This window comes from Caulobacter sp. BP25, from assembly GCF_002737755.1.
Classification (GTDB): Bacteria; Pseudomonadota; Alphaproteobacteria; order Caulobacterales; family Caulobacteraceae; genus Caulobacter.
Genome location: NZ_PEGH01000007.1, coordinates 81,838 through 106,598 on the forward strand (window position 1 = coordinate 81,838; position 24,761 = coordinate 106,598).

Sequence of the window (24,761 nt, forward strand, 5' to 3'; positions counted from 1 at the left end):
ATGCGTAAGCTGGGTTTGATCGCCGGTGGCGGAGCGTTGCCCGTCGAACTCGCCGCGCGCTGCGAGGCGGCGGGACGGTCATTCGCGGTCATGCGCCTAAAGAGCTTCGCCGATCCTGCTCTGGCCCGCTATCCGGGGATCGACGTCGGTCTCGGTGAATTCGGCAAGGTGTTCAAGGCGCTTAAGGCCGAGGGCTGCGAGGTCGTCTGTTTCGCCGGTAATGTGAAGCGCCCGGACTTCGCGACCCTGCTGCCCGACGCGCGCGGCCTCAAGGTCGTGCCGGGGCTGATCATGGCCGCGCGCCAGGGCGACGACGCCCTTTTGCGCCGCGTCTTGGACGAGTTCGAGAAGGAAGGCTTCGAGATCGAAGGGGCGCATGAGGTGGTGGGCGAGATGACCCTGCCTTTGGGCCGCCTGGGCCGCTTCTATCCTGCGGCCCAGCACATGGCCGATATCGACAAGGCGCTGATGGTGGCGCGCGAGATCGGGCGGCTGGATGTGGGTCAGGGCGCTGTCGTCTGCGACGGCCTGGTGCTCGCGGTCGAGGCCCAGGAGGGCACCGACGCCATGCTGCGTCGGGTGGCGGATCTTCCCCAGGCCATACGTGGCTCGGCCGAGCGCCCTCGTGGTGTGCTGGCCAAGGCGCCCAAGCCGATTCAAGAGACAAAGGTCGATCTGCCGACCATCGGTGTCGCCACGGTTCATCGCGCCGCGCGGGCGGGCCTGGCGGGCGTGGTCGGTGAGGCCGGCCGTCTGCTGGTTGTCGATCGCGACGCCGTGATCGCGGCCGCCGACGAACTGGGTCTCTTCGTGCTGGGGGTCGATCCAAGAGGTGACGCGTGAGCGCGTCTTTGAAGGTCATGCTGGTCGCGGCCGAAGCCTCGGGCGACGCCTTGGGCGCGTCGCTGGCCAAGGCGTTACGAGCCCGGCTCGGCGAGCGCGTGACCTTCGTCGGCGTCGGCGGGATCAAGATGGCCGAGCAGGGGGTTCAAAGCCCCTTCGATATCGCTCAGCTGTCGATCCTGGGCATCTGGGAGGGGCTAAAGGCCTATCCGACGGTTAAGGCTAGGCTCGCCGACACCGTGGCCCTGGCGGTTCGTGAAAGGCCCGATGTTGCGGTGCTGATCGACAGCTGGGGGTTCAATATCCGGCTGGCGAAGGCCTTGCGGAAGGCCAATCCCAATATCGCTTTGGTGAAGTATGTGGCTCCGCAGGTCTGGGCCTATCATCCTGGCCGCGCTGTTGACTTGGCCCGGTCCGTTGATCTGCTGCTGTCCATCCAGCCGATGGATCAGGCCTATTTCGACGCGGCGGGGCTGGAGAACGTCTTCGTCGGCAACTCGGCGCTGGCGAAGCGCTTCGACAAGGCGGACGCCAGTCGTCTGCGTGCTGCGATCAACGCCGGTCCCGAAACCCCGATTTTGCTGGTTCTGCCGGGCAGCCGTCCGTCCGAGATCGAGCGCGTCATGCCGGTCTTCGAAGACGCCGTGAAGCGGCTCAAGGCTGATCGACCGGAACTGGCCGTGGTCGTGCCCGCCGCCTATACGGTCGTGGAAGCCGTGAAGGCCCGGGTGGCGGGCTGGCCCTTCCGCGCTCACGTGATCGAAGACGAACAGCTCAAGGACGACGCCTTTGTCGCTGGTGACGTGGCGCTCGCCTGCAGCGGCACGGTGACCACCGAGCTTGCCCTGGCTGGTCGGCCGATGGTCGTAGGCTACAAGACCGGCGCGATCACCTACGCCATCCTCAAGCGCCTGATGAAGCCGCGCTGGATCACCTTGTTCAATATCGCCGCCGGGCGGGCCATCGCGCCGGAGTTCATTCAGCACGCCTGCGAGGGCGAGGTCTTGGCCCAAGCCGCGGGACGGCTGCTTGATGATCCCGAACGTCGCGCATGTCAGGCAGCGGAGCAGTATGACGCATTGGATAAGATGGGACGTGGCATGCCCGATCCTTCCGAGACTGCGGCGACGGCGATGATCGACTTCCTTCGGGCGCGCGATCGAATTTAAGGTTAACTGACGGTTTACATCCACGTCGTAGTCTCTGGATAACGTTCCTCGTGGAGCCGTCGTCGTGGCCATAGACCCGACCGCGCCCGTGACACCGATCCCTCCCGCCGCGCCGCCCGGGAGCCAACCCCATTCGGTCGTTCTGCAAGCCATGGCTCGCGCGGCCCTGGCGAATGTCACCAACACCTTGGGCGAACTCGTCGGGCAGCCGGCGGCAGAGGCGGGCAAGTCTCGTCAGGTCGTGGACTCGTTCGGTCAGACTTTAGCTCAGGACGCTGGACGCGCGGCGGTGTCGTCTTCGTCAGGCGGCGGCGCGCCCAGCGCCGCGCCGCCGAAGCCGCAGCTTCAGGAGACCCGCCTGATGCGCGCTGTGCGGATCGCCGCGACGGAGGCAGTTCCGCGCCAAGCTGGGTTGGCGCCGCTGATGGCGGATATTCATGCGGTGCTGGAACGCCCCGAGACGCCCGAAGAGGTGCGCGCGGCTGGCGCGGTTCTCCTGGCTCGGCTTCCTCGCGCGTTCGAGATGTCCACTTCGCGAGGGCTGAAGGAGGCCGTGGAGCAGTCCGGCGTCTTCCTGGAGGCGCGATTGGCGAAAAGGGCGCCGTCGGCGCAGGAGGGCGCCGTCCAGACGTCGTCCGTCGATACTGACCTGAAGGCGGCGCTGCTAGTCTTCAAGGGAGCGCTCAGCACCTGGCTAGCGCGGACCGAGCCGCCTCCAACCGCAGAGGCGCAATCGCGCGAGCAAGACGCGCCTGGTTCTGCGGCCGAAGCTGATCGATCCGCGCCGACGGCGAAGGCGGAGGTCCGAGCAACTTCGACCCCCGTTCCTGAGAGTTGGAACGAGGACGTCGCAGAGAGATCGTCGTCGCCACTGGCCCCATCCTGGGAGCCTGCGGACGAGAAGGCGGATTTCGCGGGCGTGACTAAGGCGCCCCAGGCGCAGCCAGAATCGTCGGAGCTCCAGGACCCATCGCCGGCAACGAAGCCGACCTTCGTCGCGCCTATGGAAGAGGAAGCCGTCGAGCCGCGCTTCGCTGTCTTTCTGGCCCCGTCTAGACCTGCGACGCTGCTCTCGGCCAAGCCGCAGATTCAAGCGCTTGGCCTGCTGGGACTGTTCGAGGCCTCGCCTCCGCTCGAAGAGACGCGGACGGCGGCGCGCCTTGGCGCCGCTCCGCTCGCGGCCCGTGGCTATGGCGCGGTCGCCGCCGACTCCGAGCGACCGAAGACCCCGCCGCCGCCCTTCGTTGACGGTCCCATGGCGGGGCAGCGGCCTGCGCCGTCCGACTTGCCGCCGCTCGCCGCAGCGGAGGAGATCGTTCGTCGGCTCCTGAAGGGCGCCAATGGAGCTCTGGCGCGGCAGGACCTGATGCAGATCGCTTCGCTTCGCGAGGTGCATCACGATGCGGAGACGGGCGAGACGCGGCCGCAACCGATGCGTCTGAACCTCGATGTCCCTTTCGTGACGCCTCAGGGCGTGGCGGTGGCTCAGTTTGAAATCACAAAGGACGGAGGTGGAGCGGGCGGTGCGCCGGTCGGGCCAACTGAAAGGACCTATCGGGCGCGGTTCTCGATCGACGTCGAGCCGCTGGGGCCCGTACACGCCTTGGTGACCCTGGCCGGCAACCGGGCGCGGGTGTCGCTTTGGGCCGAACGGGCCGAGACCATCGCCCGCCTTCGCGCTGGCGAGGAGGCTCTGGGCGCGGCGCTGCGGCAGGCCGAACTTACGCCCGAGGTCGCCGTCCATTCGGGCGCGCCTCCAGTCAGAGACGCCAGCGCCCTGGGCCACTTCGTAGACCAAGCCTCATGAGCGGGATCGTCGGACCTTCGGCGCGTCCGCGCATCGCGGTCGCTCTGCTGCACGAGGACCCCGCCGCGCCCAGAGTGATCGCCTCGGGTCAGGGCTGGGTCGGCGAGAAGATCATCGAGGCGGCGCGAGAACATGGCGTGCCGATCGAAGAAGATCCCGTGCTCGCCCAGGCCCTCTCGACGATCGAGATCGACGAGGAGATTCCAGAGAGCCTCTACCGCGCGGTCGCCGAGGTCTTGGGCTTCCTGCTCAAGCCTTGAAACCTCGGGCTCTGAAACGAAAAAGGCCCCACCGAAGCGGGGCCTGATCCTTGATCCTCGGCGTAGCGTTTAGCGCTTAGCGCTTCTCGACCGGGATGTAATCGCGCTGGGTGGCGCCGGTGTAGAGCTGACGCGGACGACCGATCTTGCGGGTCGGGTCCTCGAACATTTCTTTCCACTGGCTGATCCAGCCCACGGTGCGGGCCAGGGCGAACAACACGGTGAACATGTTGGTCGGGAAGCCCATCGCGCGCAGGGTGATGCCCGAATAGAAGTCGATGTTCGGGTAGAGCTTGCGGTCGACGAAGTACGGATCGCTCAGAGCGACCTTTTCAAGCTCTTGGGCGACCTGCAGCAGCGGGTCGTTGTTGTGGCCCAGTTCGCCCAGCACTTCGTGCGCAGTCTTCTGCATGACCTTCGCGCGCGGGTCGAAGTTCTTGTACACGCGGTGGCCGAAGCCCATCAGCTTGTACTTCCGGTCCTTCACGCCCTGGACATAGTCCTTGATGTTGTCGACCGAACCGATGGTCTCCAGCATCTCCAGCGCTTCCTGGTTGGCGCCGCCGTGCGACGGACCCCACAGACAGGCGATGCCGGCGGCGATACAGGCGAACGGGTGCGCGCCCGAAGAGCCGGCCAGACGGACGGTCGAGGTCGAGGCGTTCTGCTCGTGGTCGGCGTGCAGGATGAAGATCCGGTCCATGGCGCGGGTCAGCACCGGGTTCGGTTTCCAGTCCTCGGCCGGCACGGCGAAGCACATGCGCAGGAAGTTTTCCGAGTACGACAGGTCGTTGCGCGGCGACACGAACGGCTGGCCGATCGTGTACTTGTAAGCGCGGGCGGCGATCGTCGGCATCTTGGCGATCAGGCGATGGGCGCTAATCTCGCGCTCGCGGGCGTCGTCGACATTGATGCTGTCGGCGTAGAAGGCCGACAGGGCGCCGACGGCGCCGGTCATCACGGCCATCGGGTGGGCGTCGCGGCGGAAGCCCTCGAAGAACCGGTCGAACTGCGCGTGCAGCATCGTGTGGTAGGTGATGTTGTGCTCGAACTTGGCGAACTCGTCGGCCGTGGGCAGTTCGCCATTCAGCAGAAGGTGGCAGACCTCAAGGAAGGTCGACTTTTCGGCCAACTGGTCGATCGGATAGCCGCGGTGCAGCAAAATGCCGGCGTCGCCGTCGATATAGGTGATCTTGCTCTCGCAAGACGCCGTCGAGGTGAAGCCCGGATCGAACGTGAAGTGGTCGCTTTCAGCGTAGACCTTCCGGATATCGAGAACGTCCGGACCCGTGCTGCCCTTGAGGATCGGCAGGTCGTAGCTCTTGTCGCCGATCGTCAGCGTGGCTTTATCGGTCATACTTAGACCCCTTCATAAATTGGAACGAGCAGTCCAACTTTCGTTTTCGCGGGTGCGTTATAGCGCCTCATGCGCGCGGCGCCAGGGCGTCGTCAAGTCGCCCCAAGCTCTCTTCGCGGGACAGGGCCGCCATCGTCTTGTTCAGATCCGGCGCCGGAGCGCCGCCGGTCAGGATCCCGCGCAGGGCGGGACCGAACTTGCCAAAGCCGACGCCTTCGGATTCCGCGAATGATTTCAACACGGTCTCCAGCGTGGCGGCGTCGAAGGCCGGCGCGGACGCCAGCTGATCACGCAGGCGCTTGAGTCGCTCGACGGTTTCTTCGGTCAGTTGCTTCTGCGTCTTTTCGTCCAGGGTCAGTGGGCGGGTCTTCAGTGCAAACGCACAGTGATCCACCAGCTCCAGGATGGTCTTGGCGCCTTCCTTCACTTCCGGGACGGTGCGAGCGATGCGCTCGCGCGCGTCGTCGGGGAGAGGCTCGTCGCGCTTCTGGGCGGCGGCCAGGGCCAGGTCCGTCAATCGGGCGTCGTCGGCCTTGCGCAGGTGCTGAGCGTTGGTGTGGTTCAGCTTGGCCCAGTCCAGGCGCGCCGGCGCCTTGACCACGTCCGCCACATCGAACCAGCTGATCGCCTGCTCGTCGTTGAAGACCTCGTCGTCGCCGTGGCCCCAGCCCAGGCGCGCCAGGTAGTTGCGCATACCCTCGGGGATGTAGCCGAGGTCGGCGAACTCGCCCACGGCTTGGGCCCCGTGACGCTTGGAGAGCTTGGCGCCGTCGGGGCCGTGAATCAGCGGGATGTGGGCGAAGGCGGGCACGGCCCAATCCATCGCCTGATAGATCAGGGTCTGGCGGGCGGCGTTGTTTAGGTGGTCATCGCCCCGGATCACGTGGGTGACGCCCATGTCGTGGTCGTCGACGACCACGGCGAGGTTGTAGGTCGGTGCGCCATCCGCCCGCAGCAGGACCAGATCGTCCAGCTCGATGTTGCGGAAGGTCACCGGGCCCTTGACCAGGTCATTGACCAGGGTCTCGCCGTCCAGCGGGCCCTTGAAGCGGATCACGTGCGGGATCGACAGGTCGCCTTCAGGGGAGTCACGCCACGGCGAGCGGATCGCCTTGCCTTCGGCGCGAGCCTTCTCGCGCGCGACCTCCAGTTCCTCGACGGTCATCCAGCAGCGATAGGCGCGGCCCTTGGCCAGCAGCTCGTGCACCACCTCGACGTGTCGGGGCGCGCGGGTGTGCTGGAAGATCACTTCGTCGTCGGACTTCAGGCCCAGCCAGTCCAGGCCCTCGAAGATCGCGGCGACCGCGGCTTCGGTTGAACGCTCGCGATCGGTGTCCTCGACGCGAATAAGGAACTTCCCTCCCGTATGGCGTGCATATAACCAGTTGAACAGCGCCGTGCGGGCGCCGCCGATATGCAGAAAGCCGGTGGGCGAGGGGGCAAAGCGCGTGACGACGCCCGTGGGATTTGGGCCAGTGGGTGAGGGGTTCGACATGGACTTCAAGGCTGCAAGGCTGGACGCCGGAGCGGCGTCGAAAAACGCGAGCCGCGACGCGGCTTGGGCGGGGCGTCTTAGCATGGCGGTTCCCGCGAGGCCTAGCGGTTTCGCGCGCTGCGGCGAAGTTGGTCAGGTCGTCAAAAATCCCGTGGTTTCCGCGTGTTAGGCACGGAAGCTGTTGATATCCCGCGTCCGGTGGGGGGCAACCGGCTTTCCATCCGTGCGCTGGCGGCGCTCGGCTTGGCGGAGTTGCGCGATAACGAGGCCAGGGCGTTTCTGTGGGCGCCGGTCGCCTTTGGGTTGGGCGCGGCGGCCTATCTGGAGGCTGGACGCGAGCCGTCTTTGTGGGGGCTCGGCGCTGCGGCGCTCGTGCTTGCGGCGACGTGGGGAGCGCTGCGTCACCGTGGATCGGCGGCCTGGATCGTCGCCATGGCCAGCTTGGTGGCGTTCGGCGCGGCGGGCGCGCTGGCGGCTAAGGTGCGCAGCGACCGGGTCGCCGCGCCGATCATGGGCGGCGAGCGGGTGGTGCGCCGCGTGGATGGCTTCGTCGTCGATGTCGTTAGCCCCGGCGCTGGCGGCCAGCGCCTGCTTATCGCGCCGGTCTCGATCTCCGGCATGCCGCCGGAGCGAACGCCGAGGCGGATCCGGGTGACGATCGGCGAGAACGAGACGCCCGCGCCCGGGCAAGCGATCCGCCTCAAGGCCATGCTGGGTCAGCCGCCGCCGCCAGCCGCGCCGGGGTCCTACGATTTCGCGCGCGATGCCTGGTTCGATTCGATCGGCGGGGTGGGCTTCGCGATTGGAGAGCTCGGCGTTGGGTGGCTGGATCCGCCGCCGCTTCGGCTGCGGATCGTGATGGCGATCAATGCTTTCCGCTGGAGCCTCGCTCAGCGGATCATGGACCGTATGGGGCCGACCAGCGGCGGCATCGGCGCGGCCATGGTGACCGGGCACGAAGCCTGGATCACGCAAGAGCAGACCGACGCGATGCGGGCTTCGGGCCTGGCGCACATCCTGTCGATCTCGGGCCTGCATATGGCGATTGTCGGCGGCTTCGTGTTCGGCGCGGTGCGCCTGGGCGTCGCCGCCTGGCCGTGGTTGGCGCTACGGGCGCCAGGCAAGAAGATCGCCGCTAGTGCCGGCCTGATCGCGGTGCTCGGCTATCTGGTCATCTCTGGTGCGCCGCCGCCAGCCGAACGAGCCGCGATCACCGCCAGCGTCGCCTTCCTGGCTATTCTGTTCGATCGGCGCGCCATAACCCTGCATGGCTTGGCCGTGGCGGCGCTGCTGATCTTGGCGCTGAAGCCGGAAACTGCCGGCGAGCCGGGTTTCCAGATGTCGTTCGCCGCCACCGCAGCCCTGGTCGCCCTCGCCGAGGCTTGGCCTCGTCCTCTGAGGGAGATCTCCACACCCTGGTGGATTCGTTGGCCGCAGGCGGGCATCACTTGGCTCGCGGCCAGCGTCGGCGCCAGTCTGGTGGCGGGCCTCGCCACCGCGCCGTTCGCCATGCAGCATTTCAACCGCGTCGCCGTCTGGGGGCTGCCGGCCAATCTTGCGGTCGCGCCGCTGTCTTCGTTCGTGATCATGCCGTTCCTGGCGATTGGGACGCTGCTGGAACCCTTCGGTCTCGGCGCGCCGTTCCTGGCCGTGGCGGGCTGGGGCGTCGATGCGATGATCGGAGTCGCCAACGGCTTTGCGGACGCCCACGGCGCGCAGCGGATTGTCGCCAGCGCGCCGCCGATGGTGCTGGTCATAGCCTTCTTGGGACTGATGATCTTGTGTCTCTGGAAGGGAAGGCTGCGCTGGGTTGGCGCGCCCATGGCGCTTGCCGTCGCGCTGTGGCCGAGGCCCGCGCCGCCAGACGCCTGGATCGCCGCCGACGGCGCGACGGCCGCCGTGCGCTCGGGCGACGCCGCCGTGCTTCTGCGTACGGACGCCAAACGGTTCGGGGCGGAGCTGTGGGCGCGCCGACGAGGTCTCACGCCCGCAACCTGGAACCTCTACGCCTGCGACAAGCGGGTCTGCGCACCAGGACTGGGCGCGCCGGTTCTTCTATCGCTGGCTTGGAGCCGGCGGGCGCCCGACGCGGAGATCCTGTCGAGTCTCTGCGTCAATAGTGAGGTGGTGGTTCTCAGAGGCCCCGCGCCGGAGCGGACACCGCCGTTGTGCGTCGACACGGTCCTGTTGAACGCCGAGGACTTCGCGCGGGGCGGCGCCGCCGAGCTATATCATCGGCCGGATGGCTGGCGGGTCGTCTGGGCGCAGCCCTTGCGCGGCTATCGTCCCTGGAGCCGTCTGCTGACAGCGGATGACGTCGAAGGCCGCTAAGTGTCGATACGCTCAAGTCTGGAGGCCTCGCCATGACCAACCCATTCGCCGCCCGCCGCGCCGCGTTTCGCGCCTTACACGCCGAGGGCTGCTTCACCCTGCCCAATCCGTGGGACGCCGGGAGTGCGCGCCGATTGGAAAGGCTGGGTTTCAAGGCCTTAGCCTCGACCAGCGCTGGCGCGGCCTGGTCGATGGGCAAGGACGACGGCCAGATCACCCGCGACGAGGTGGTCGCTCACCTGCGCCTGCTGTGCGCGGCGACGGAACTGCCGGTGAACGCCGACTTTGAGAACGGCTTTTCTGACACGGCTGAAGGCGTGGCCGAGAACGTGGTCCTGGCCATCGACGCTGGCGTCGCGGGCCTGTCGATCGAGGACTGGTCGGGTTCGGCCCTTTACGACCTGGCGACGGCGGGGGAGCGCCTGAAAGCGGCGCGGCGGGCGATCGACGCTTCGGGCCAGGATGTTGTCCTGGTTGGCCGCGCAGAGGGCTATCTTCGCGGCGCGCGCGACCTGGATCAAATCATTCAGCGCCTGAAAGCCTATGCAGAGGCTGGCGCGGACTGCCTCTACGCCCCCGCTGTAACTGATCCTGAGGAGATCCGAGCTGTCGTTCAGGCCGTCTCGCCCAAGCCAGTCAATGTGCTGCTGTGGGGCCCCGACATGACGGTCGACGGCGTGGCTGCGCTGGGCGTGCGCCGAGTCAGCACAGGCGGAGCCTTGGCGGCCGCCGCCTGGAAGGGTTTCGACGCCGCCGCCAAGCGCCTGGCGGAGGAGGGGCGGCTTTAGGCCATACACCAACTGTCATCCCGGACAGCTCGAAGAGCCGATCCGGGACCGCCGGAAACGCCGAGTTTGTGACGGTCCCAGCTCTTCGCTGCGCTTCGGCCGGGAGGACAGTATCCGCCCTAGTGATAGCGCCGGATCAGCCCGACCAGCTTGCCCTGCACCTCGACCTGATCGGGACCGAAGATGCGGGTTTCGTACTTGGGGTTGGCGGCTTCTAGGGCGATCGAGCCGCCCTTCTTGCGCAGACGCTTCAAGGTGGCTTCCTCGCCGACCAGGGCGACGACGATCTCGCCCGAGGTGGCGGTGTCGCCCTTCTTGATGATGACGTAGTCGCCGTCGAGGATGCCGGCCTCGATCATCGAGTCGCCCTGCACCTCGAGAACATAGTGCTCGCCGCTGCCCAGCATGGATTCGGGCACCGGCAGGCGCTCGCGCTCGTGCTGGATGGCGTCGATCGGCGTGCCGGCGGCGATGCGGCCCAGGATCGGCAATTCGCGGCTGTCATTGGCGGCCGGAGCCGACGTTGATGGAGGCGGAGCGCCGCCGCCTTCGAACACTTGCGGACGGAAAGCGCCCCGGCCTTTGGGCGGAGCTGCGGTTGTCGCCTGCTGCGGCAGCTTGACCACTTCCAGCGCCCGCGCCCGATGCGCGAGGCGTCGGATGAAGCCGCGTTCCTCCAGCGCCGTGATCAGGCGGTGGATGCCCGACTTCGACGCCAGGTCGAGCGCCTCCTTCATCTCGTCGAAGGACGGGGAGACACCGGTCTCCTTGATCCGCTCGTGGATGAACATGAGCAGTTCGTGCTGCTTGCGGGTGAGCATGTCGACCTCGGCTGGAGCGCGGAACAAACCGCAAACCTTCAACGATGTTCTCTAGGCGTTCTTCCTTAATGTCAAGTTGACGCTGTTCCCGCTGTGTTCAGGCCCGGAATTACGGGGCTCTCAAGCGTCTTCCGAGGACTTCGGCGCCGAATCAAACAGGTCTTCGAAGCGCGTCGCCAGCTCCGGGAACTTCGGGGTGCAGCTTTCGTAGAAGCTCATGATCTGACGCATGTCGGCTTGGTAATCCCCCGTGGGATAGATGGCGGGACCCAGGCCTACGACCTTACGGCGGTAGTCCATCATGCCCAGGACCATCGGCACGCCCGCGCCCCTGGCGATGTGGTAAAATCCGGTCTTCCACTGGCGCGCCTTGCCGCGCGTGCCTTCGGGCGCGATCGTCAGCATGAATTCGTCGCGGCGCGCGAATTCCTCGACCATGGCCCTGACCATGTCCTTAGAGCGTTCGCGGTCCAGCGGGATACCGCCCAGGTCGCGCATCATCTGGTCGAACGGCGGCTTGAACAGCGACGCCTTGCCGATGAAGCTGAGCTTCAGATTCAGGGCGTCAGCCGCGCCGACGAAATAGACGAAGTCCCAGTTGCTGGTGTGCGGGGCGGCGATGACGACGAACTTCCGAGTCTCCGGCGGCGCGCCCTCGACACGCCAGCCGCGGAGCTTGAAATGCGCTGAGAGAGCCCATTTCACCACGCGGGCGAGCCAGTTCATGCGGTCTTTTCCAGGCTGAGCCGAGGTTTGGCTCAAGCTCAGCCTATCAGGGTTTGGGTGGCGGCCGTAACGTCAGGGTGTCGCATCAGGCTCTCGCCGACCAGCATGGCCTTGGCGCCGGTCGATTCCATCCGCACGACGTCGGCGTGGGTGAAGATGCCGCTCTCGGTGACCAGCAGGGCGTCCTTCGGAGCCTGGGCGGAGAGGCGTTCGGTGACCGCTAGGTCGACGACGAAGCTCTTCAGGTCACGGTTGTTGATTCCCACCAGATCCGAACCCAGCGCGCCAGCGCGGGCCATCTCGGCCCCGTCGTGGACCTCGACCAGGGCGTCCATGCCCAGGCGCTTGGCCTCGGACATCAGCTCGGCGGCCAGGACGTCGTCGATCATGGCCAGGATCACCAGGATCGCGTCGGCGCCCAGCGCGCGGCTTTCGGCCACCTGCCAGGGATCGACCAGGAAGTCCTTGCGGATGCAGGGCAGGGCGGTCGCCGCGCGGGCGGCCACGAGATAGTCATCCGCGCCCTGGAAGCTGGGGCCATCGGTCAGCACCGATAGGCAGGCCGCGCCGCCGGCCTCATAGGCCTTGGCCAGAACCGGCGGATCGAAGTCCTCTCGGATAAGGCCCTTGGAGGGCGAAGCCTTCTTGATCTCGGCGATCAGCGACAGCTTGCCGGGCGCGTGATGGGCCTCCAGCGCCGCCTTGAAGCCGCGCGGGGCCGAGGCGGCCTTGGCGGCGGCGTCGATTTCAGTCTGCGAGCGCGCGGCCTTGCGGACGGCGACGTCCTCGCGCTTGTAGGCGGCGATCTTGGCCAGGATGTCGGTCACGCTTGAACTTCCGTATTGGTGGCGGCCACCAGGCCGGCGAGGGCGGCCTTGGCGCGGCCGTCGTCGATGACGTCGGCGGCCAGTTCTATGCCCTCGACCAGGGTCTCGACCTTGTCGGCGACCAGGAAGGCGGCGGCGGCGTTCAGCAGCACGATGTCGCGATAGGGGCCCTTCTCGCCGTCGAACAGGCGGGTCAGGGCGGCGGCGTTGAAGGCTGGATCGCCGCCGGTGATGTCCGAAAGCGAGGCGCGCGGCAGGCCGACGGCCTCAGGCGTGATCGTGAAGAGATGCATGCGACCATCGTGCCACTCGGCGACCTCGGTCTCGCCGGTGGTGGTCAGCTCGTCCAGGCCCGACCCGTGCACCGACCAGGCGCGCTCGGCGCCCAGGGCGCCGAGGGCCTTGGCGATCGGCTCGACGAAGCGCGGCGCGGAGACGCCGACGACCTGGCGCTTGGCGCCGGCCGGATTGGTCAGCGGACCCAAGAGGTTGAAGATGGTGCGGAAGCCCAACTCCTGGCGGATCGGCGAGACGTGCCGCATGGCGCCGTGGTGGGCCTGGGCGAACAGGAAGCAGATGCCCGCCTCGTCCAGCGCCCGGCGCTGCTGTGCGCGCGTGGCGTCGATATTGACGCCCAAAGCCGTCAGCACGTCGGCGGTGCCGGACTTGGAGGTGATGGCGCGGTTGCCGTGCTTGGCGACCTTCAAGCCTCCGCCCGCCGCGACGAAGCCCACGGCGGTCGAGATGTTCAGAGTGTGGAGACCATCGCCGCCGGTGCCGCAGACGTCGATGACCTCGTACGGATGCTCCAGATGCACGGCGGCGCGGCGCATGGCGCGAGCGCAGGCGGCGATCTCGCCGACCGTCTCGCCGCGCAAGCGCATGGCGGTCACCGCAGCGGCGACCTGGGCCGGGGTCGGCTCACCGCGCAGGCAGGCGGCGAAGAAGACCTCGGCGTCCTCGTCGTCCAGGGTCTGGCCGTCGGCCAGTTTTGCCAGCAGGGGCTTGAAAGCGTCGGACATGGCGGCGGACCTAGACCCAGACCGCCGTGTCGCGCTTCACGCCCGCCAGGTCCATGAAGTTCGCCAGCATCTGATGGCCGCCTTCGGTGGCGATGGATTCCGGGTGAAACTGAACGCCGAACACAGGCCGCGTCCTGTGCTGCACGCCCATGATCTCGCCGTCGTCGGTCCAGGCGGTGACCTCCAGCTCGGGCGGCAGGTCTTCCTGGCGGACGGCGAGGCTGTGGTAGCGGGTGGCGGTGAAGGGGTTGGGCAGGCCCTTGAAGATGCCCTTGTCGTTGTGGCGGACCTTGCTGACCTTGCCGTGCATGACCTGCTTGGCGCGGATTACCTCGCCGCCATAGGCCTGGCCAATGGCCTGGTGGCCCAGGCAGACGCCTAGGATGGGCAGGTCTTCCGGCGCGCCGCGCAGCAGGGGCAGGCAGATGCCCGCCTGGTCCGGCGCCTTGGGGCCCGGCGACAGCAGCACGGCGGCGGGTTTCAGGCCCAGGGCCTCCTGCACCGTCAGGGCGTCGTTGCGGTAGACCTCGGTCTCCGCGCCCAGCTCGTTCAGATAGTGGACGAGGTTGTAGGTGAAGCTGTCGTAGTTATCGATGACGAGGATCATGACGCCGCCTTTCGGAGGTCGGTTCTAGCGCGAGGCGGGCGGATGTGTAGCGCCATTTTCGCCTGCGGCTTTCAGTAACGGTTACAGCGGTCGCGGTCTTGAGCATGATGGGCGCATGGACCCGCGTGATTCCGCCCTGGACCCTGTCGCCGCCGCCTATGTCCGCGCTTTGCTGCGGCCCAAGACGCGCGCCCAGAAGCTGGGACCGGTCCTGGCCGCTGCGGCCTTCGCTGCGATCTGCGCGATCAGCTTCGCCACGGTGATGGTGCTGGCGCCGCCGGCAGTCACCCAGCACCTGCCGCAGGACCGACTCGGGGATCCCTGAGGACGTTGTTAATCAGCCCTAAGGCTCAGCTGAATCGCCAGGCCTCCTCGGCCGCGCGCTTGAGGGCGCGGGACTTATGCAGGGTCTCGTCGTACTCGCCGTCCGGATCGCTGTCGGCGACGATGCCGCCGCCGGCTTGCACATACATCATGCCGTCCTTGACCAGCGCCGTTCGCAGCACGATGCAGGTGTCGACCGAGCCGTCGGCGCCGAAATAGCCGACCGCGCCGGCATAGCCGATGCCGCGCTTTTCGACTTCCAGCTCGTCGATGATCTCCATGGCCCGCACCTTGGGCGCGCCCGAGAGCGTGCCGGCGGGCAGGGCGGCCATCAGCACGTCGACCGGATCGACGCCCTCGGGCGCGTTGCCCTCGACGTTCGAGACGATGTGCATGACGTGGCTGTAGCGCTCGATCTTGAAGCTCTCGGTCACGCGGACGTTCGGGCCCTTGGGCCGTTCGGCGGGTGCGTTGCGGCCAGCCCGATTGAGCATGGCCACGCGGCCAACGTCGTTGCGGCCGAGGTCCAGCAGCATCAGGTGTTCGGCGCGCTCCTTGGGATCGGCCAGCAGTTCGGCTTCCAGGGCCGCGTCCTCTTCAGGCGTCGCGCCGCGCGGGCGGGTGCCGGCGATCGGGCGGATGGTGATCTTGCCGTCGCGGAGGCGCACCAGGATCTCGGGGCTGGAGCCCACGAGGTTGAAGCCGTCCAGGTTCAGGAAGAACAGGAACGGCGACGGGTTGGTTCGCCGCAGCGAGCGATACAGAGCGAACGGCGGCAGGTCGAAAGCGCTGCGGAAGCGGTGGCTGGCCACCACCTGGAAGATGTCGCCGGCGGCGATGTAGTCCTTCGCCTTGGCCACGACCTGATGGTAGTCGGCGCGGCTGACCGGCGTGGTGAAGTCCATCGGACCGCGCGGGGCGCGCGGGGCGTCGTGGGCCAGCGGGCGTTGGAGGTCGGCCATGACCGTCTCGATCCGCGACCGGGCGGCCTCATAGGCCTCCTTGGCCGAGACGCCAGCCTTGGGCCGCACCGCCGTGGTCAGGATGATCTCCTGGGCGATGGCGTCGAAGATCGCCACGATCTGCGGGCGGGTCATGATCCCGTCCGGCAGGCCCAGGGTGTCCTCGTTGACATCGGGCAGGCGCTCGACCAGTCGGACCAGGTCGTAACCCAGAGCGCCGAACACGCCGGCAGCCATGGGCGGCAGGCCCTTGGGCAGCTCCATGCGCGAGCGGGCGACCAGGTCGCGCAGGCTGTCCAACGTCCCTCCCGGCTGAGGCGTGTAGCGGCCAGCGGCGATGTCGTCGCCCTCGGCGATTTCGGCCTGGTCGCCGCGGCAGCGCCAGACGAGGTCTGGGTTCATGGTCACGATCGAGTAGCGACCGCGCCAGGCGCCGCCCTCGACGCTTTCGAACAGGAAGCTGTAGGGGCGCGTCTGGGCGATCTTCAGATAAGCCGAGACCGGCGTCTCCAGATCGTCGATCAGACGCGTCCAGACAACCTGCTGCCGCCCGGAGTCATAGGCTTCCGAAAAGGCGTCGAAGGCGGGTTCCAGACTCATTACTCGGCTTTCTTTCCACCCTTGGCGGCTTCCGCCTTGGCCAGGGCGTCGGTGTCGACGCCGATGGCTTGGCGGGCCAGGGTCAGGTTGGTCTTGGTCTTCAGCTGGGCCTTGGCGGCGGCGCGTGAAGCCTCGCCAAGGTCGCGCATCAGGCCGTTAGCGGCCTGGGCTTGAGCAAGCACGGTGTAACGCGCAACGTCGTTGGTCGGCGCGGCGCGAACAGCTTCCAGCTTGGCGACCACATAGGCTTCGCCCTGCTGGCCGGCGCGAGCGGTGAACACCTCGTTCGGCTTGGCGCTGAAGGCAGCGCCCAGGAAGGCTTGGCCCAGGCCCATGTGCTGCTGGGCGTTCTGGCGCGACAGGCCCGGCACGCGCTGGATGTTGGACTGGGCGGATGCGGCGACGACTTCCAGCGACTCGCCTTTCTTGACGCGCGCGGCCAGAGCATCGGCCTTGGCCTTCAGCCGCTTGCCCATCTCCTGGCTCATCCAGATGGCGCTCAGTTGGGGCTTGATCTCGGCCAGGGGCGGCATGGCTGCCGCGACCACCTTCTCGACCTTGACGGCGTAGTACTCGCCCTTGCCCAGCTCGATCAGTTCGCTTTCGCCGCCTTCCGGCAGGCCGAACGCGGTCTTGATCATGTCAGGCGTCAGGCCCGGTGAGGGCTGGCCCATCTGGTCGGCGCCCTGGGCGGTGATCGGCGCGGTCGTGACGACCATCGCGCCGGCCTTGCTGGCCGCGGCGACAAGATCGGCGCCGGCGTCGTGGGCGTCCTGATAGGCCTGGGTCTGCTCATAGGCCTTGCTTTGGGCCGTCTGGGCGCGAACCTCGGCCTCGATCTGCGGGCGAACGCTGTCGAGCGTCGCCACGACGCCCGGAGTGATCTTGGTGACCCTGACCACCGAGACGCCCAGCTCGCCGTTGATCGGGCCGCTGACCTGACCGGCGGCCAGGCTGAAGGCGGCGTCGGCGACCTTGCGGTCAGGCAGGGCGGTCTTCGGCTTGTCAGCCAGAACAACCGGGGATTTTCCATAGGCCTTGGCGACAGCGGCCGGGTCCTCGCCCTTGGCGAGGCGTTGCGAGATCGTGGCGGCGGCCTTGGCGTCCGGCGCGACGATCTGGATCAGCGAACGGGTTTCGGGCTTGGCCAGGCTGTCCTTGCGGAAATCGAAGGCCTTTTGGACGTCAGCCGGGTTGAGGGCGACGGTCGGCTCCAGCGCCTGAGCGCTTACGCGCATGATCGACAGAACCCGGGTCTCGGGGCGGGTCAGACGATCGGCATTTTCTTTCATGAACGCCGTCAGCTGAGCGTCGGTCGGCGGCGCCGGCTTTTCGACCGAGGCCGGATTGACGGCGAAGGCGGCGATATCGCGCGTCTCCAGGCCATAGGCGGCCTGCAGGGCAGCGTAGATTCGCGGGGCCTTCAGACCTTCGGCGACCGCCGAGAAGAAATGCCCCTGGGCGATCTCGTCGCGCAGCGAGGCCTCGTAGGTCTGCGGCGTCAGATCATTCTGGGCCAGCAGGGCGGCGTAGAGCTTTGGGTCGAACTTGCCGGTGATCGGGTCGAACGGACGCTGGCCAGGCGGCAGCGAGCTCATTTGGTCGTGGACCACCTTGGCGATGAGCTTGTCCGAGGGAACCACGCCCATCTTGGCGATGGCGGCGGCGATCGATTCCTGCAGCGCCAGCTCCTGGACGATCTGGTTGTCGAGGCCGCGCTCGACAGCCTGATCCGGCGTCAGCGCCTCGCCGTTTCTGCGCTCGATCTCCTTACGGTAGTTGTCGAAGCGCAGCTTGAAGTCCTGGGCCGACATCTCGCGCGGGCCGGCGTCGATCACGCCCGAACCGCGCGGGCCCTTGAAGACGTCGCTAATGCCGAAGATGGCGAAGCTGACGATCAATAGGCCAAACAGCACGATCGCGAAGGGCGATTTGGCGAAGGAGCGGAAACCGGCGAGCATGAGGGCGACAACCTTCCAGTCGGACCGCCAACGCAACGAGCAAAGCGGTCGAGAGCAGCGGGTATAGTAGAGCCGCGGGCGCGGGGGCAAGCGGCGCGGGCTTGACTTCCCAAGCGAGCGTGTCCCCAAGAAGGCGCTCATGACCCTTTCAAGCACGACGCCCCGGCCGTTGATCGCCGGAAACTGGAAAATGAACGGCCTTTCGGTCGCGCTCGACGAGGCGCGCGCTGTCGCTGCGGCGCTGGAGCAGCGCCCCCCGGCGGCGCGCGTCGCGATCTTCCCACCGGCCACGCTTTTGCACCGGTTGGCGCAGGCGGCCGAGGGCTCTTGCGTCCTGGTCGGCGGTCAGGACTGTCATCCGAAAGCCAGCGGCGCCCACACCGGCGACATCTCGGCCGAGATGATCAGCGACGCGGGCGGAACCATGGTTATTGTCGGCCATTCCGAGCGCCGGACGGATCACGGGGAGACCTGCCAGCAGGTGGCCGCAAAAGTCGAGGCGGCTTTGGTCGCGGAGCTAGAGCCGGTGATCTGTGTTGGCGAAAGCCTGGAGCAGCGCCAGGCGGGCGAAGCGGTGAGCTTCGTGGTCGGCCAGTTGCGCAACTCGCTGCCAGACGGGCTCCAAGGCAAGGCTTTCAATGTTGCCTACGAGCCCATCTGGGCCATCGGCACTGGCCACGTCGCCTCGGTTGAAAACATCATCGAGATGCATGCCGCCATTCGCGCCGAGCTGGCGGCGCGTTTCGGCGGGCAAGGTCGCGCGACACCGATCCTCTACGGCGGCTCGGTGAAGCCCGACAACGCCCGCGAAATCCTGGCCGCGCCCGAGGTGGGCGGGGCCCTGGTCGGCGGGGCGTCACTGAAGGCCAAGGATTTCCTGGCAATCATAGAGGCCGTCTGACGGCGTAGGGTATGCTGGGACAGGCCGTGCGAGCGCATGGTTTGTCCCAGAATCCTTGACATCGCGGCGCCCACGTGCGCCTTACCGCGCCTTGCAAATCACCGCGTATTCAAGACTTTCATGACCTCGATGCACGCCTATCGCACCCACAACTGCGGCGCCCTTCGCGCTTCCGACACCGGTTCATCGGTGCGCCTGTCGGGCTGGATCCACCGCAAGCGCGACCACGGCGGTCTGGTCTTCATCGACCTGCGCGACCACTACGGCCTGACCCAGCTGGTCCTGCACCCCGAGACGCCGGGCTTTAACGTGGTCGAGCGCCTGCGCGCCGAGAGCGTGATCCGCGTCGACGGCGAGGTCATCGCCCGCGACGCCAGCGTGGTGAACCCTAACCTCCCGACCGGCGAGATCGAGATCCGCGTCTCGGCCGTCGAGGTGCTGAGCGAGGCCGCCGAGCTGCCGCTGCCGGTCTTCGGTGAGCCGGACTATCCGGAAGAGATCCGCCTAAAGCACCGCTATCTCGACCTGCGTCGCGAGACGCTGCACAAGAACATCGTCCTGCGCTCGCGCGTGATCCAGTCGATCCGCAACCACATGTTCGCGCAGGGCTTCAACGAGTTCCAGACGCCGATCCTCACCGCCAGCTCGCCGGAAGGCGCGCGCGACTTCCTGGTGCCCTCGCGTCTGCATCCGGAGAAGTTCTACGCCCTGCCGCAGGCGCCCCAGCAGTTCAAGCAGCTACTGATGGTCTCGGGCTTCGACCGCTACTTCCAGATCGCCCCGTGCTTCCGCGACGAAGACCTGCGCGCTGACCGCAGCCTTGAGTTCTACCAGCTCGACGTCGAGATGAGCTTCGTGACGCAAGAAGACGTGTTTGCGGCGATCGAGCCCGTGATGCACGGCGTGTTCGAAGAGTTCGGCAATGGTCGCCGCGTCTCGCCGATCAGCCAGACCAACACCTTCACCAACGACTTCGGCGCGACGTTCGAGCATAAGGGCTTCGAGCGTCTGACCTACGCCCAGTCGATGGCCTGGTACGGCAGCGACAAGCCGGACCTGCGCAACCCGATCAAGATGGCGAACGTCTCGGAGCACTTCCGTGACGGCGGCTTTGGCCTGTTCGCCAAGATCCTGGGCGCCGACGCCAAGAACCAGATTTGGGCGATTCCGGCCCCGACCGGCGGCAGCCGCGCCTTCTGTGACCGCATGAACAGCTGGGCCCAGGGCGAAGGCCAGCCGGGCCTGGGCTACGTCTTCTGGTCGGAAGACCAGGGCGGCTGGGGCGGTCCGATCGCCAAGAACCTGGGCGAGCCGACGCAAGCGCTGATGGAGTCGCTGGGCCTGGGCGCCGGTGACGCCGCCTTCTTCGTGGCCGGCGATCCCGCTGTGTTCGCCAAGTTCGCGGGCCTGGCCCGCACGCGCGTCGGCACGGAGCTGAAACTGGTCGACGAAGACCAGTTCAAGTTCTGCTGGATCGTCGACTTCCCGATGTTCGAGTGGAACGAGGACGAGAAGAAGGTCGACTTCAGCCACAACCCGTTCTCGATGCCGCAAGGCGGTCTGGAGGCCCTGGAGACCCAGGATCCGCTGACCATCCGCGCCTACCAGTACGACATCGTCTGCAATGGCTATGAGTTGTGCTCGGGCGCGATCCGGAACCACAAGCCCGAGATCATGCTCAAGGCCTTCGAGATCGCCGGCTACGGGCCCGAGGTCGTCGAGGAGCAGTTCGGCGGCATGCTGAACGCGTTCCGCTACGGCGCGCCGCCGCACGGCGGTCTGGCGCCCGGCATTGACCGCATCGTCATGCTGCTGGCCGACCAGGTGGCCATCCGCGAGGTCATCGCCTTCCCGCTGAACCAGCAGGGCCAGGACCTGCTGATGAACGCGCCGGCTAACGTGCTCGATAAGCAGCTCAAGGAGCTGCACATCCGCACCGCGCCCCCCATCAAGGTCTAGGCGATCACGGTCTAGGACCGGCGGTCACCGCAAAAGAAAAGCCCTCCGGTCCTTCGACCGGAGGGCTTTTCTTAGCCGGCCGGCTAGTGCTTCAGCGCCTCACCACTTGGGCGCCTTGGGGGCCTTGGGTGGGGCCGGTGGCGCCGGTGGCGCCGGCGCGGCCGACGGGACCTTGGGCATTTCTCGCCACAGCATGAACTGCTGCGAGCCGCGGACGCCGTTGCAAGGGCGAACGGTCAGGCCTGAGGGCAGGCGGGTGCCACCATCGCCGCAGGCGTCGTCCAGTTGATCCTGGTCCAGACCTCGGGCTCCAGACAGGTCCGCGCCGCTGAGGGTCACCATCGAAAGATCGGCGTTGCGGAAATCCGCGCCGGAAAAGATGGCGCCACGCAGATTCGAACCCGTCAGGTCGGCGTTGCGGAAAACAGCGCCGTCGAAGCGGCCGCCCTGGAAATTGGCGTGATTGATGTCGGCGTTCGAAAAGTCGGCGTCGCGGGCGTTGACGCCGGAGAGGTTCGCCGCGATCAGCTCAACATTGGCGAAGCGCGCCCTCTGCAGATTGGCGCCAGACATCTTCACCCCGTGCATCTCCGCAGCGGACAGATCGACGCGGACCAGGATGGCCTGGGTGAAGTCGGCGCCGCTGCTTTCGACGCCAGACATGCGCGCGTCGGTGAAATTGGCTTGGGTGAAGTTGGCGCCGCGCATCTCGGCGCCGCGCAGGTCCGCTCGGCTGAGATCTGCCCAGCCGAAGTCTGAGCCGTAGAACATGGCGCCGCGCAGGTCAGCGCCAATCAGGATCGCCTTGACGAACTTCGCGCCGGCGAACTTGGCGTTCATCAGCTTGCGGCCAGCCAGATCACAGTTGGCGCAGGTGCCGCCAAAGGAGGTCAGCTTGGCGACATCCCGGTCCTCGGTCGCGGCTTGCGCCTGGCCGGTCATGGCCAGCAGGCTCAGCGACAAGGCGGCGATGGAGGCGCCAAAGCGAAACATCAATTTCTCCGTGCAGTCCATAACGCGACTGTGTGAGTTACGGTTTGGACCCGGTAGGCGCCGGAAGCCACTTAAATCGCGGTAATGACGGGGTTTTAACGGCGGCGCAGGCGGGTGCGCGCCGCCGATTTCAATGGGCGGTCGATAAGCCGGCAGGCTCAGGACGAGGCTATGGGTCCGGTTTGATCGGTCTGCGCGCCGCAGGTGTCGCAGACCGCGATCGCGCCTCGGCGGACCAGCGAGAGGTCGCCGCAAGACGGACACATCTCGCCTTCGACCCCGGGGCGCTCGACGCCTTCCACACGGCGACGGCCAAAGGCGGCGAAGACGAGGTTGTCTGGCGTGGCGCCGCGCGAGAAGCCCTTCGAGATGAAGCGGCTGGCGGGAACGGGATCAAGCTCACCGTCGTCGTCGTCAACGAGCTGCTTGCCCGCGCCCAGGCCGTCGGCGTTGAACTCGCTGGGATCGGCGTTGGCCAGGTCGTCTCGGCCGAGATACGACACGCCCAGCTCGCGGAAAACGTAGTCCAGAATCGAGGTCGCCGACTTGATCGAGTCGTTGCCCGTCACGGGGCCCGCTGGCTCGAACTTAGTGTAGACGAAGGCGTCGACGAACTCGTCCAGCGGTACGCCATGCTGCAGGCCCAGCGACACCGCGATCGCGAAGTTGTTCATCAGGCTGCGGAAGGCCGCGCCTTCCTTGTGCATGTCGATGAACAGCTCGCCCAGCTCGCCGTCCTCATACTCGCCGGTGTGCAGATAGACCTTGTGGCCACCCACCGCCGCTTTCTGGATATAGCCCTTGCGACGGTCGGGCAGGCGGCGGCGCGCGCGGTCGCGCTCGACGATCTTCTCGACCACGCGCTCGGTGACGATCGGCTCGCGCATCGGGGCGGCGCGCGGCGGCTCGGCGGCCGGTTCCTCGGGAATCTCAAGCTTGAACTCGGCCGGCGGGGCTGCGCGCTGCAGGCGCAGAGCGCGAACGCCGGCGCGCGCGGCGGCGGCCTGCGCCCGGACAGCATCGGCTGGACGGGCGTCGAAGGCGATGGGCAGCGGCACGGTGGTGGGCAGGCAAGCGAAGCCCTCCACCGCCGTCAGCATGGCCAGGCGGTCGGCGAAGGTTGGCGTTTCCGCCGAGCGGAAGGCCTCGCGGAGTTCGGGATTGAGGGCCGGGCAGTCGCCCAGGCGGCCGGCGCCAAGAGCGTACCGCTCGGCCGCCTGGATCTCGTCCTCGGTAAAGTCTGCGAAGGCCAGGGTGTCGAAGTCGCGGCGCGCGACATCCTCGGCCGAGGCTCCCAGGACGTCGCGCAGGAAGCCGGCGCCGACGACGGCCGGGACGAAGGCCGCGCGCAGGCCTCGGCATTCGCGCAGGGCGTTCTCGGCCTTCTCGATCTCGTGGGCGGTGAAGCCGCGCGCCTGAAGCATGGTGTGGTCGATCGCGGGGCTCTCGGCCAGGGTCCCGTGGCCCAAGGCGTGGCGACGGGCGGCGTCGAGATCCGCGCCTTCGGTCGACAGCGCTTCCATGGCGGCGGGGCTGAAGGTCGGCAGCAGAAGGCCGTCGGCCGTCTGGGCCACCGACACCGGCGACATCGCGCCGGCCGGGCCGACGGGCGCGCCGCCCAGGCGCAGGGTGGCTTCGGCGTCCTCGAATGGGCCGACCAGGGCGATCGAGCGAAGACCGTGCTTCTTAGCAAGGCCGTGAGCGGTGGCCAGAGCCGTGGCGGCTTCGGTGGCGAGTTCGGAGCGCAAGGCGGCGGCGCGGACCCGACGCTCGGCCAGGGTTTTCAGCACGCCTTGGCGATCCTGAGCGTAGGCCGGGTCATGACCAAGAGCGGTGGCGGCCTCGGCGCTGGCCGACAGAGCCGCGCCGACGGCCAGGGCCCATAGCGCGGCGGCGCCGTCCCGGCCTTCCTGGCTGGTCTGGGACAGGCCTTGGCTGAGCAGGCAATCACCGACGCCCGCGAGCGACAGACGGGCCTGCTGGTCGCCGCGATCCAGTTCCAGCGCCGTGCCCCACAGGTGGCAGACCTCGGTGAAGCGCTCGACGTCGAAGCCCTCCGCGTCGAGGAAGGCGCTGGCGTCGATGGCTGCGCCAACCGCCACACCGTGCGCCAGAATCTCAGCGTCCTGCGGCGAGAAGGTCAGGGTGAGGGCGCCCGTTTCCCAGGCAAGGTGAGCGGCCACGCCGGCGGCATCGTCGCCAGCGGCCACGCCCTGCCGCGAGGCCGAGGCGACCATGTCGTTTTCGGCGGGCGGCGCCAGGTCCGTCAGCGGCGCGCGCGGGGCGTCGGCGGTAGCGATGGCTTCGAGGATCGTGCGGTCGTCGGCGCCGAGTTCGCGCGCCTTGCGCGCCGCGCGGGCGAGAGCGGGGTTCTTGCGAACGTCCGAGCAAGCGCGTGCGTCGCCCTGGCACCGCCTTACGGCGTCCGCCACCTGGGCCAGGGCCGCGTCGAGCCGGCCGGAGGCCTGCGCGGCCAGAGCCGCCGCGCGACGCCTGGCCAAGGTTTGATGCGTCGTCGTCTGGAATTCGATCTCGCTGATGTCGGGCAGCAGCGAGAGGCCAGCTTGGCCGCCCGCGGGCGTCGCATACCCGGCCAGCATGGTCGCCAGCAGTGCGTCCTTGAAGGCCGCAGCGTCCGCCTTGTCGCCAAACAGACCGCGCGCGAGGCCGATCTTGGCGACGCGCTCGGCATAGCGGGCCGGACCGCCGCCCAGCGGCGCCTTGGCCTCGATCGTTCCGGCCCAGTCGAGCCAGGCCTCGACGCGCGCGTCCGTCCAGGTCGCGGGGGCGGCGACCACGATGATGCTGTCGGCGCGCTCAAGGTCGCGCCATTCCATCGCGGGAAGCGTTCCGGCGGCTTTGGCGGGCGTGCGCATGGGACGTTTCCTGGTTCCGTCTGCCAGCTTTTAGGCTTACCAAATCCTTAACGCGTGATTCCACGCGGTCGGGATGCGCGTAAGGTCGCACCTACGCTAGAGCCTCTTGCCGCGCCTCTCAATAGATGTTGC

The 24,761-nt window shown here is 67.5% G+C and carries 19 protein-coding genes and 1 pseudogene; 9 read left to right on the plus strand and 11 right to left on the minus strand.

What is annotated here, in order from left to right; all coding sequences use genetic code 11:
* The 4 genes from CSW59_RS04285 to CSW59_RS04300 all read left to right on the plus strand — a co-directional run bounded on the left by CSW59_RS04285 (position 1) and on the right by CSW59_RS04300 (position 4,079).
* Positions 1–843, plus strand: coding sequence for an LpxI family protein (locus tag CSW59_RS04285; RefSeq protein ID WP_099442865.1), 843 nt, complete (start codon positions 1–3; stop codon positions 841–843).
* Positions 840–2,012, plus strand: a complete 1,173-nt coding sequence (gene lpxB, locus CSW59_RS04290; RefSeq protein WP_304441813.1) for a lipid-A-disaccharide synthase — start codon at positions 840–842, stop codon at positions 2,010–2,012. The genes CSW59_RS04285 and lpxB overlap by 4 nt, the downstream gene beginning before the upstream one ends.
* Before the next feature lie 64 nt (positions 2,013–2,076).
* Complete coding sequence (locus tag CSW59_RS04295) at positions 2,077–3,819, plus strand: flagellar hook-length control protein FliK (RefSeq protein ID WP_099442867.1); 1,743 nt, start codon at positions 2,077–2,079, stop codon at positions 3,817–3,819.
* Entirely contained in the window at positions 3,816–4,079 is a 264-nt protein-coding gene (locus CSW59_RS04300; protein ID WP_099442868.1) for an EscU/YscU/HrcU family type III secretion system export apparatus switch protein, read from the plus strand. The genes CSW59_RS04295 and CSW59_RS04300 overlap by 4 nt, the downstream gene beginning before the upstream one ends.
* 76 nt (positions 4,080–4,155) lie before the next feature.
* Here the strand turns inward: CSW59_RS04300 and gltA are convergent, their stop codons facing one another.
* Positions 4,156–5,436, minus strand: a complete 1,281-nt coding sequence (gltA, locus tag CSW59_RS04305; RefSeq protein ID WP_099442869.1) for a citrate synthase — start codon at positions 5,434–5,436, stop codon at positions 4,156–4,158.
* Positions 5,437–5,503: 67 nt separating this feature from the next.
* Positions 5,504–6,931 carry a glutamate--tRNA ligase gene (gltX, locus tag CSW59_RS04310; protein WP_099442870.1) on the minus strand — a complete coding sequence of 476 codons (1,428 nt, stop codon included), beginning with the start codon at positions 6,929–6,931 and terminating at the stop codon, positions 5,504–5,506.
* Positions 6,932–7,109: 178 nt separating this feature from the next.
* Here gltX and CSW59_RS04315 point away from each other — a divergent pair.
* Positions 7,110–9,262, plus strand: a pseudogene (locus CSW59_RS04315) (ComEC/Rec2 family competence protein).
* Between the two features lie 32 nt (positions 9,263–9,294).
* Positions 9,295–10,050: an oxaloacetate decarboxylase gene (locus CSW59_RS04320; protein WP_099442872.1), complete on the plus strand. Its 756-nt coding sequence runs from the start codon at positions 9,295–9,297 to the stop codon at positions 10,048–10,050.
* Between the two features lie 119 nt (positions 10,051–10,169).
* Here CSW59_RS04320 and lexA read toward each other — a convergent pair whose 3' ends face one another.
* The 5 genes from lexA to CSW59_RS04345 all read right to left on the minus strand — a co-directional run bounded on the left by lexA (position 10,170) and on the right by CSW59_RS04345 (position 14,053).
* Positions 10,170–10,871 carry a transcriptional repressor LexA gene (gene lexA / locus CSW59_RS04325; protein ID WP_099442980.1) on the minus strand — a complete coding sequence of 234 codons (702 nt, stop codon included), beginning with the start codon at positions 10,869–10,871 and terminating at the stop codon, positions 10,170–10,172.
* A gap of 120 nt (positions 10,872–10,991) precedes the next feature.
* Positions 10,992–11,597, minus strand: coding sequence for a lysophospholipid acyltransferase family protein (locus tag CSW59_RS04330; protein WP_099442873.1), 606 nt, complete (start codon positions 11,595–11,597; stop codon positions 10,992–10,994).
* A gap of 38 nt (positions 11,598–11,635) precedes the next feature.
* Complete coding sequence (gene trpC / locus CSW59_RS04335; RefSeq protein WP_099442874.1) at positions 11,636–12,424, minus strand: indole-3-glycerol phosphate synthase TrpC; 789 nt, start codon at positions 12,422–12,424, stop codon at positions 11,636–11,638.
* On the minus strand, positions 12,421–13,446 hold the full coding sequence (trpD, locus tag CSW59_RS04340; protein WP_099442875.1) for an anthranilate phosphoribosyltransferase: 1,026 nt from the start codon (positions 13,444–13,446) through the stop codon (positions 12,421–12,423). The genes trpC and trpD overlap by 4 nt, the downstream gene beginning before the upstream one ends.
* A 10-nt stretch (positions 13,447–13,456) precedes the next feature.
* Complete coding sequence (locus CSW59_RS04345; RefSeq protein WP_099442876.1) at positions 13,457–14,053, minus strand: aminodeoxychorismate/anthranilate synthase component II; 597 nt, start codon at positions 14,051–14,053, stop codon at positions 13,457–13,459.
* 115 nt (positions 14,054–14,168) lie between these two features.
* On the opposite strand from CSW59_RS04345, the gene CSW59_RS20905 reads away from it, so the two are divergent.
* A complete protein-coding gene (locus CSW59_RS20905) occupies positions 14,169–14,378 on the plus strand; it encodes a hypothetical protein (protein WP_099442877.1) in 210 nt (69 codons plus the stop codon).
* 25 nt (positions 14,379–14,403) lie between these two features.
* On the opposite strand, the gene trpE is transcribed toward CSW59_RS20905, so the two are convergent.
* Entirely contained in the window at positions 14,404–15,939 is a 1,536-nt protein-coding gene (gene trpE, locus CSW59_RS04355; RefSeq protein ID WP_099442878.1) for an anthranilate synthase component I, read from the minus strand.
* Positions 15,939–17,900: a peptidyl-prolyl cis-trans isomerase gene (locus CSW59_RS04360; RefSeq protein ID WP_099442879.1), complete on the minus strand. Its 1,962-nt coding sequence runs from the start codon at positions 17,898–17,900 to the stop codon at positions 15,939–15,941. The genes trpE and CSW59_RS04360 overlap by 1 nt, the downstream gene beginning before the upstream one ends.
* Positions 17,901–18,039: 139 nt before the next feature.
* On the opposite strand from CSW59_RS04360, the gene tpiA reads away from it, so the two are divergent.
* Both tpiA and aspS read left to right on the plus strand, forming a co-directional pair.
* Entirely contained in the window at positions 18,040–18,801 is a 762-nt protein-coding gene (gene tpiA, locus CSW59_RS04365; RefSeq protein ID WP_099442880.1) for a triose-phosphate isomerase, read from the plus strand.
* A gap of 120 nt (positions 18,802–18,921) precedes the next feature.
* Complete coding sequence (gene aspS, locus CSW59_RS04370; protein WP_201722710.1) at positions 18,922–20,760, plus strand: aspartate--tRNA ligase; 1,839 nt, start codon at positions 18,922–18,924, stop codon at positions 20,758–20,760.
* A gap of 99 nt (positions 20,761–20,859) precedes the next feature.
* Here the strand turns inward: aspS and CSW59_RS04375 are convergent, their stop codons facing one another.
* Positions 20,860–21,753 (minus strand): pentapeptide repeat-containing protein, encoded by an 894-nt coding sequence (locus CSW59_RS04375; RefSeq protein ID WP_099442881.1) that lies wholly within the window; start codon positions 21,751–21,753, stop codon positions 20,860–20,862.
* Between the two features lie 158 nt (positions 21,754–21,911).
* Entirely contained in the window at positions 21,912–24,629 is a 2,718-nt protein-coding gene (locus tag CSW59_RS04380) for a ribonucleotide reductase (RefSeq protein ID WP_099442882.1), read from the minus strand.
* Positions 24,630–24,761 lie beyond the last annotated feature (132 nt).

What these genes read in the sequence shown, in the direction of transcription:
- gltX (WP_099442870.1), bottom strand. Translation starts at nt 6,931, where the DNA reads ATGTCGAACCCCTCACCCACTGGCCCAAATCCCACGGGCGTCGTCACG.
- aspS (WP_201722710.1), top strand. Translation starts at nt 18,922, where the DNA reads ATGACCTCGATGCACGCCTATCGCACCCACAACTGCGGCGCCCTTCGC.
- CSW59_RS04300 (WP_099442868.1), top strand. Translation starts at nt 3,816, where the DNA reads ATGAGCGGGATCGTCGGACCTTCGGCGCGTCCGCGCATCGCGGTCGCT.
- trpD (WP_099442875.1), bottom strand. Translation starts at nt 13,446, where the DNA reads ATGTCCGACGCTTTCAAGCCCCTGCTGGCAAAACTGGCCGACGGCCAG.
- trpE (WP_099442878.1), bottom strand. Translation starts at nt 15,939, where the DNA reads ATGAGTCTGGAACCCGCCTTCGACGCCTTTTCGGAAGCCTATGACTCC.
- lexA (WP_099442980.1), bottom strand. Translation starts at nt 10,871, where the DNA reads ATGCTCACCCGCAAGCAGCACGAACTGCTCATGTTCATCCACGAGCGG.
- gltA (WP_099442869.1), bottom strand. Translation starts at nt 5,436, where the DNA reads ATGACCGATAAAGCCACGCTGACGATCGGCGACAAGAGCTACGACCTG.
- CSW59_RS20905 (WP_099442877.1), top strand. Translation starts at nt 14,169, where the DNA reads ATGGACCCGCGTGATTCCGCCCTGGACCCTGTCGCCGCCGCCTATGTC.
- CSW59_RS04320 (WP_099442872.1), top strand. Translation starts at nt 9,295, where the DNA reads ATGACCAACCCATTCGCCGCCCGCCGCGCCGCGTTTCGCGCCTTACAC.
- CSW59_RS04330 (WP_099442873.1), bottom strand. Translation starts at nt 11,597, where the DNA reads ATGAACTGGCTCGCCCGCGTGGTGAAATGGGCTCTCTCAGCGCATTTC.
- CSW59_RS04360 (WP_099442879.1), bottom strand. Translation starts at nt 17,900, where the DNA reads ATGCTCGCCGGTTTCCGCTCCTTCGCCAAATCGCCCTTCGCGATCGTG.
- tpiA (WP_099442880.1), top strand. Translation starts at nt 18,040, where the DNA reads ATGACCCTTTCAAGCACGACGCCCCGGCCGTTGATCGCCGGAAACTGG.
- CSW59_RS04375 (WP_099442881.1), bottom strand. Translation starts at nt 21,753, where the DNA reads ATGTTTCGCTTTGGCGCCTCCATCGCCGCCTTGTCGCTGAGCCTGCTG.
- CSW59_RS04380 (WP_099442882.1), bottom strand. Translation starts at nt 24,629, where the DNA reads ATGCGCACGCCCGCCAAAGCCGCCGGAACGCTTCCCGCGATGGAATGG.
- CSW59_RS04285 (WP_099442865.1), top strand. Translation starts at nt 1, where the DNA reads ATGCGTAAGCTGGGTTTGATCGCCGGTGGCGGAGCGTTGCCCGTCGAA.
- CSW59_RS04345 (WP_099442876.1), bottom strand. Translation starts at nt 14,053, where the DNA reads ATGATCCTCGTCATCGATAACTACGACAGCTTCACCTACAACCTCGTC.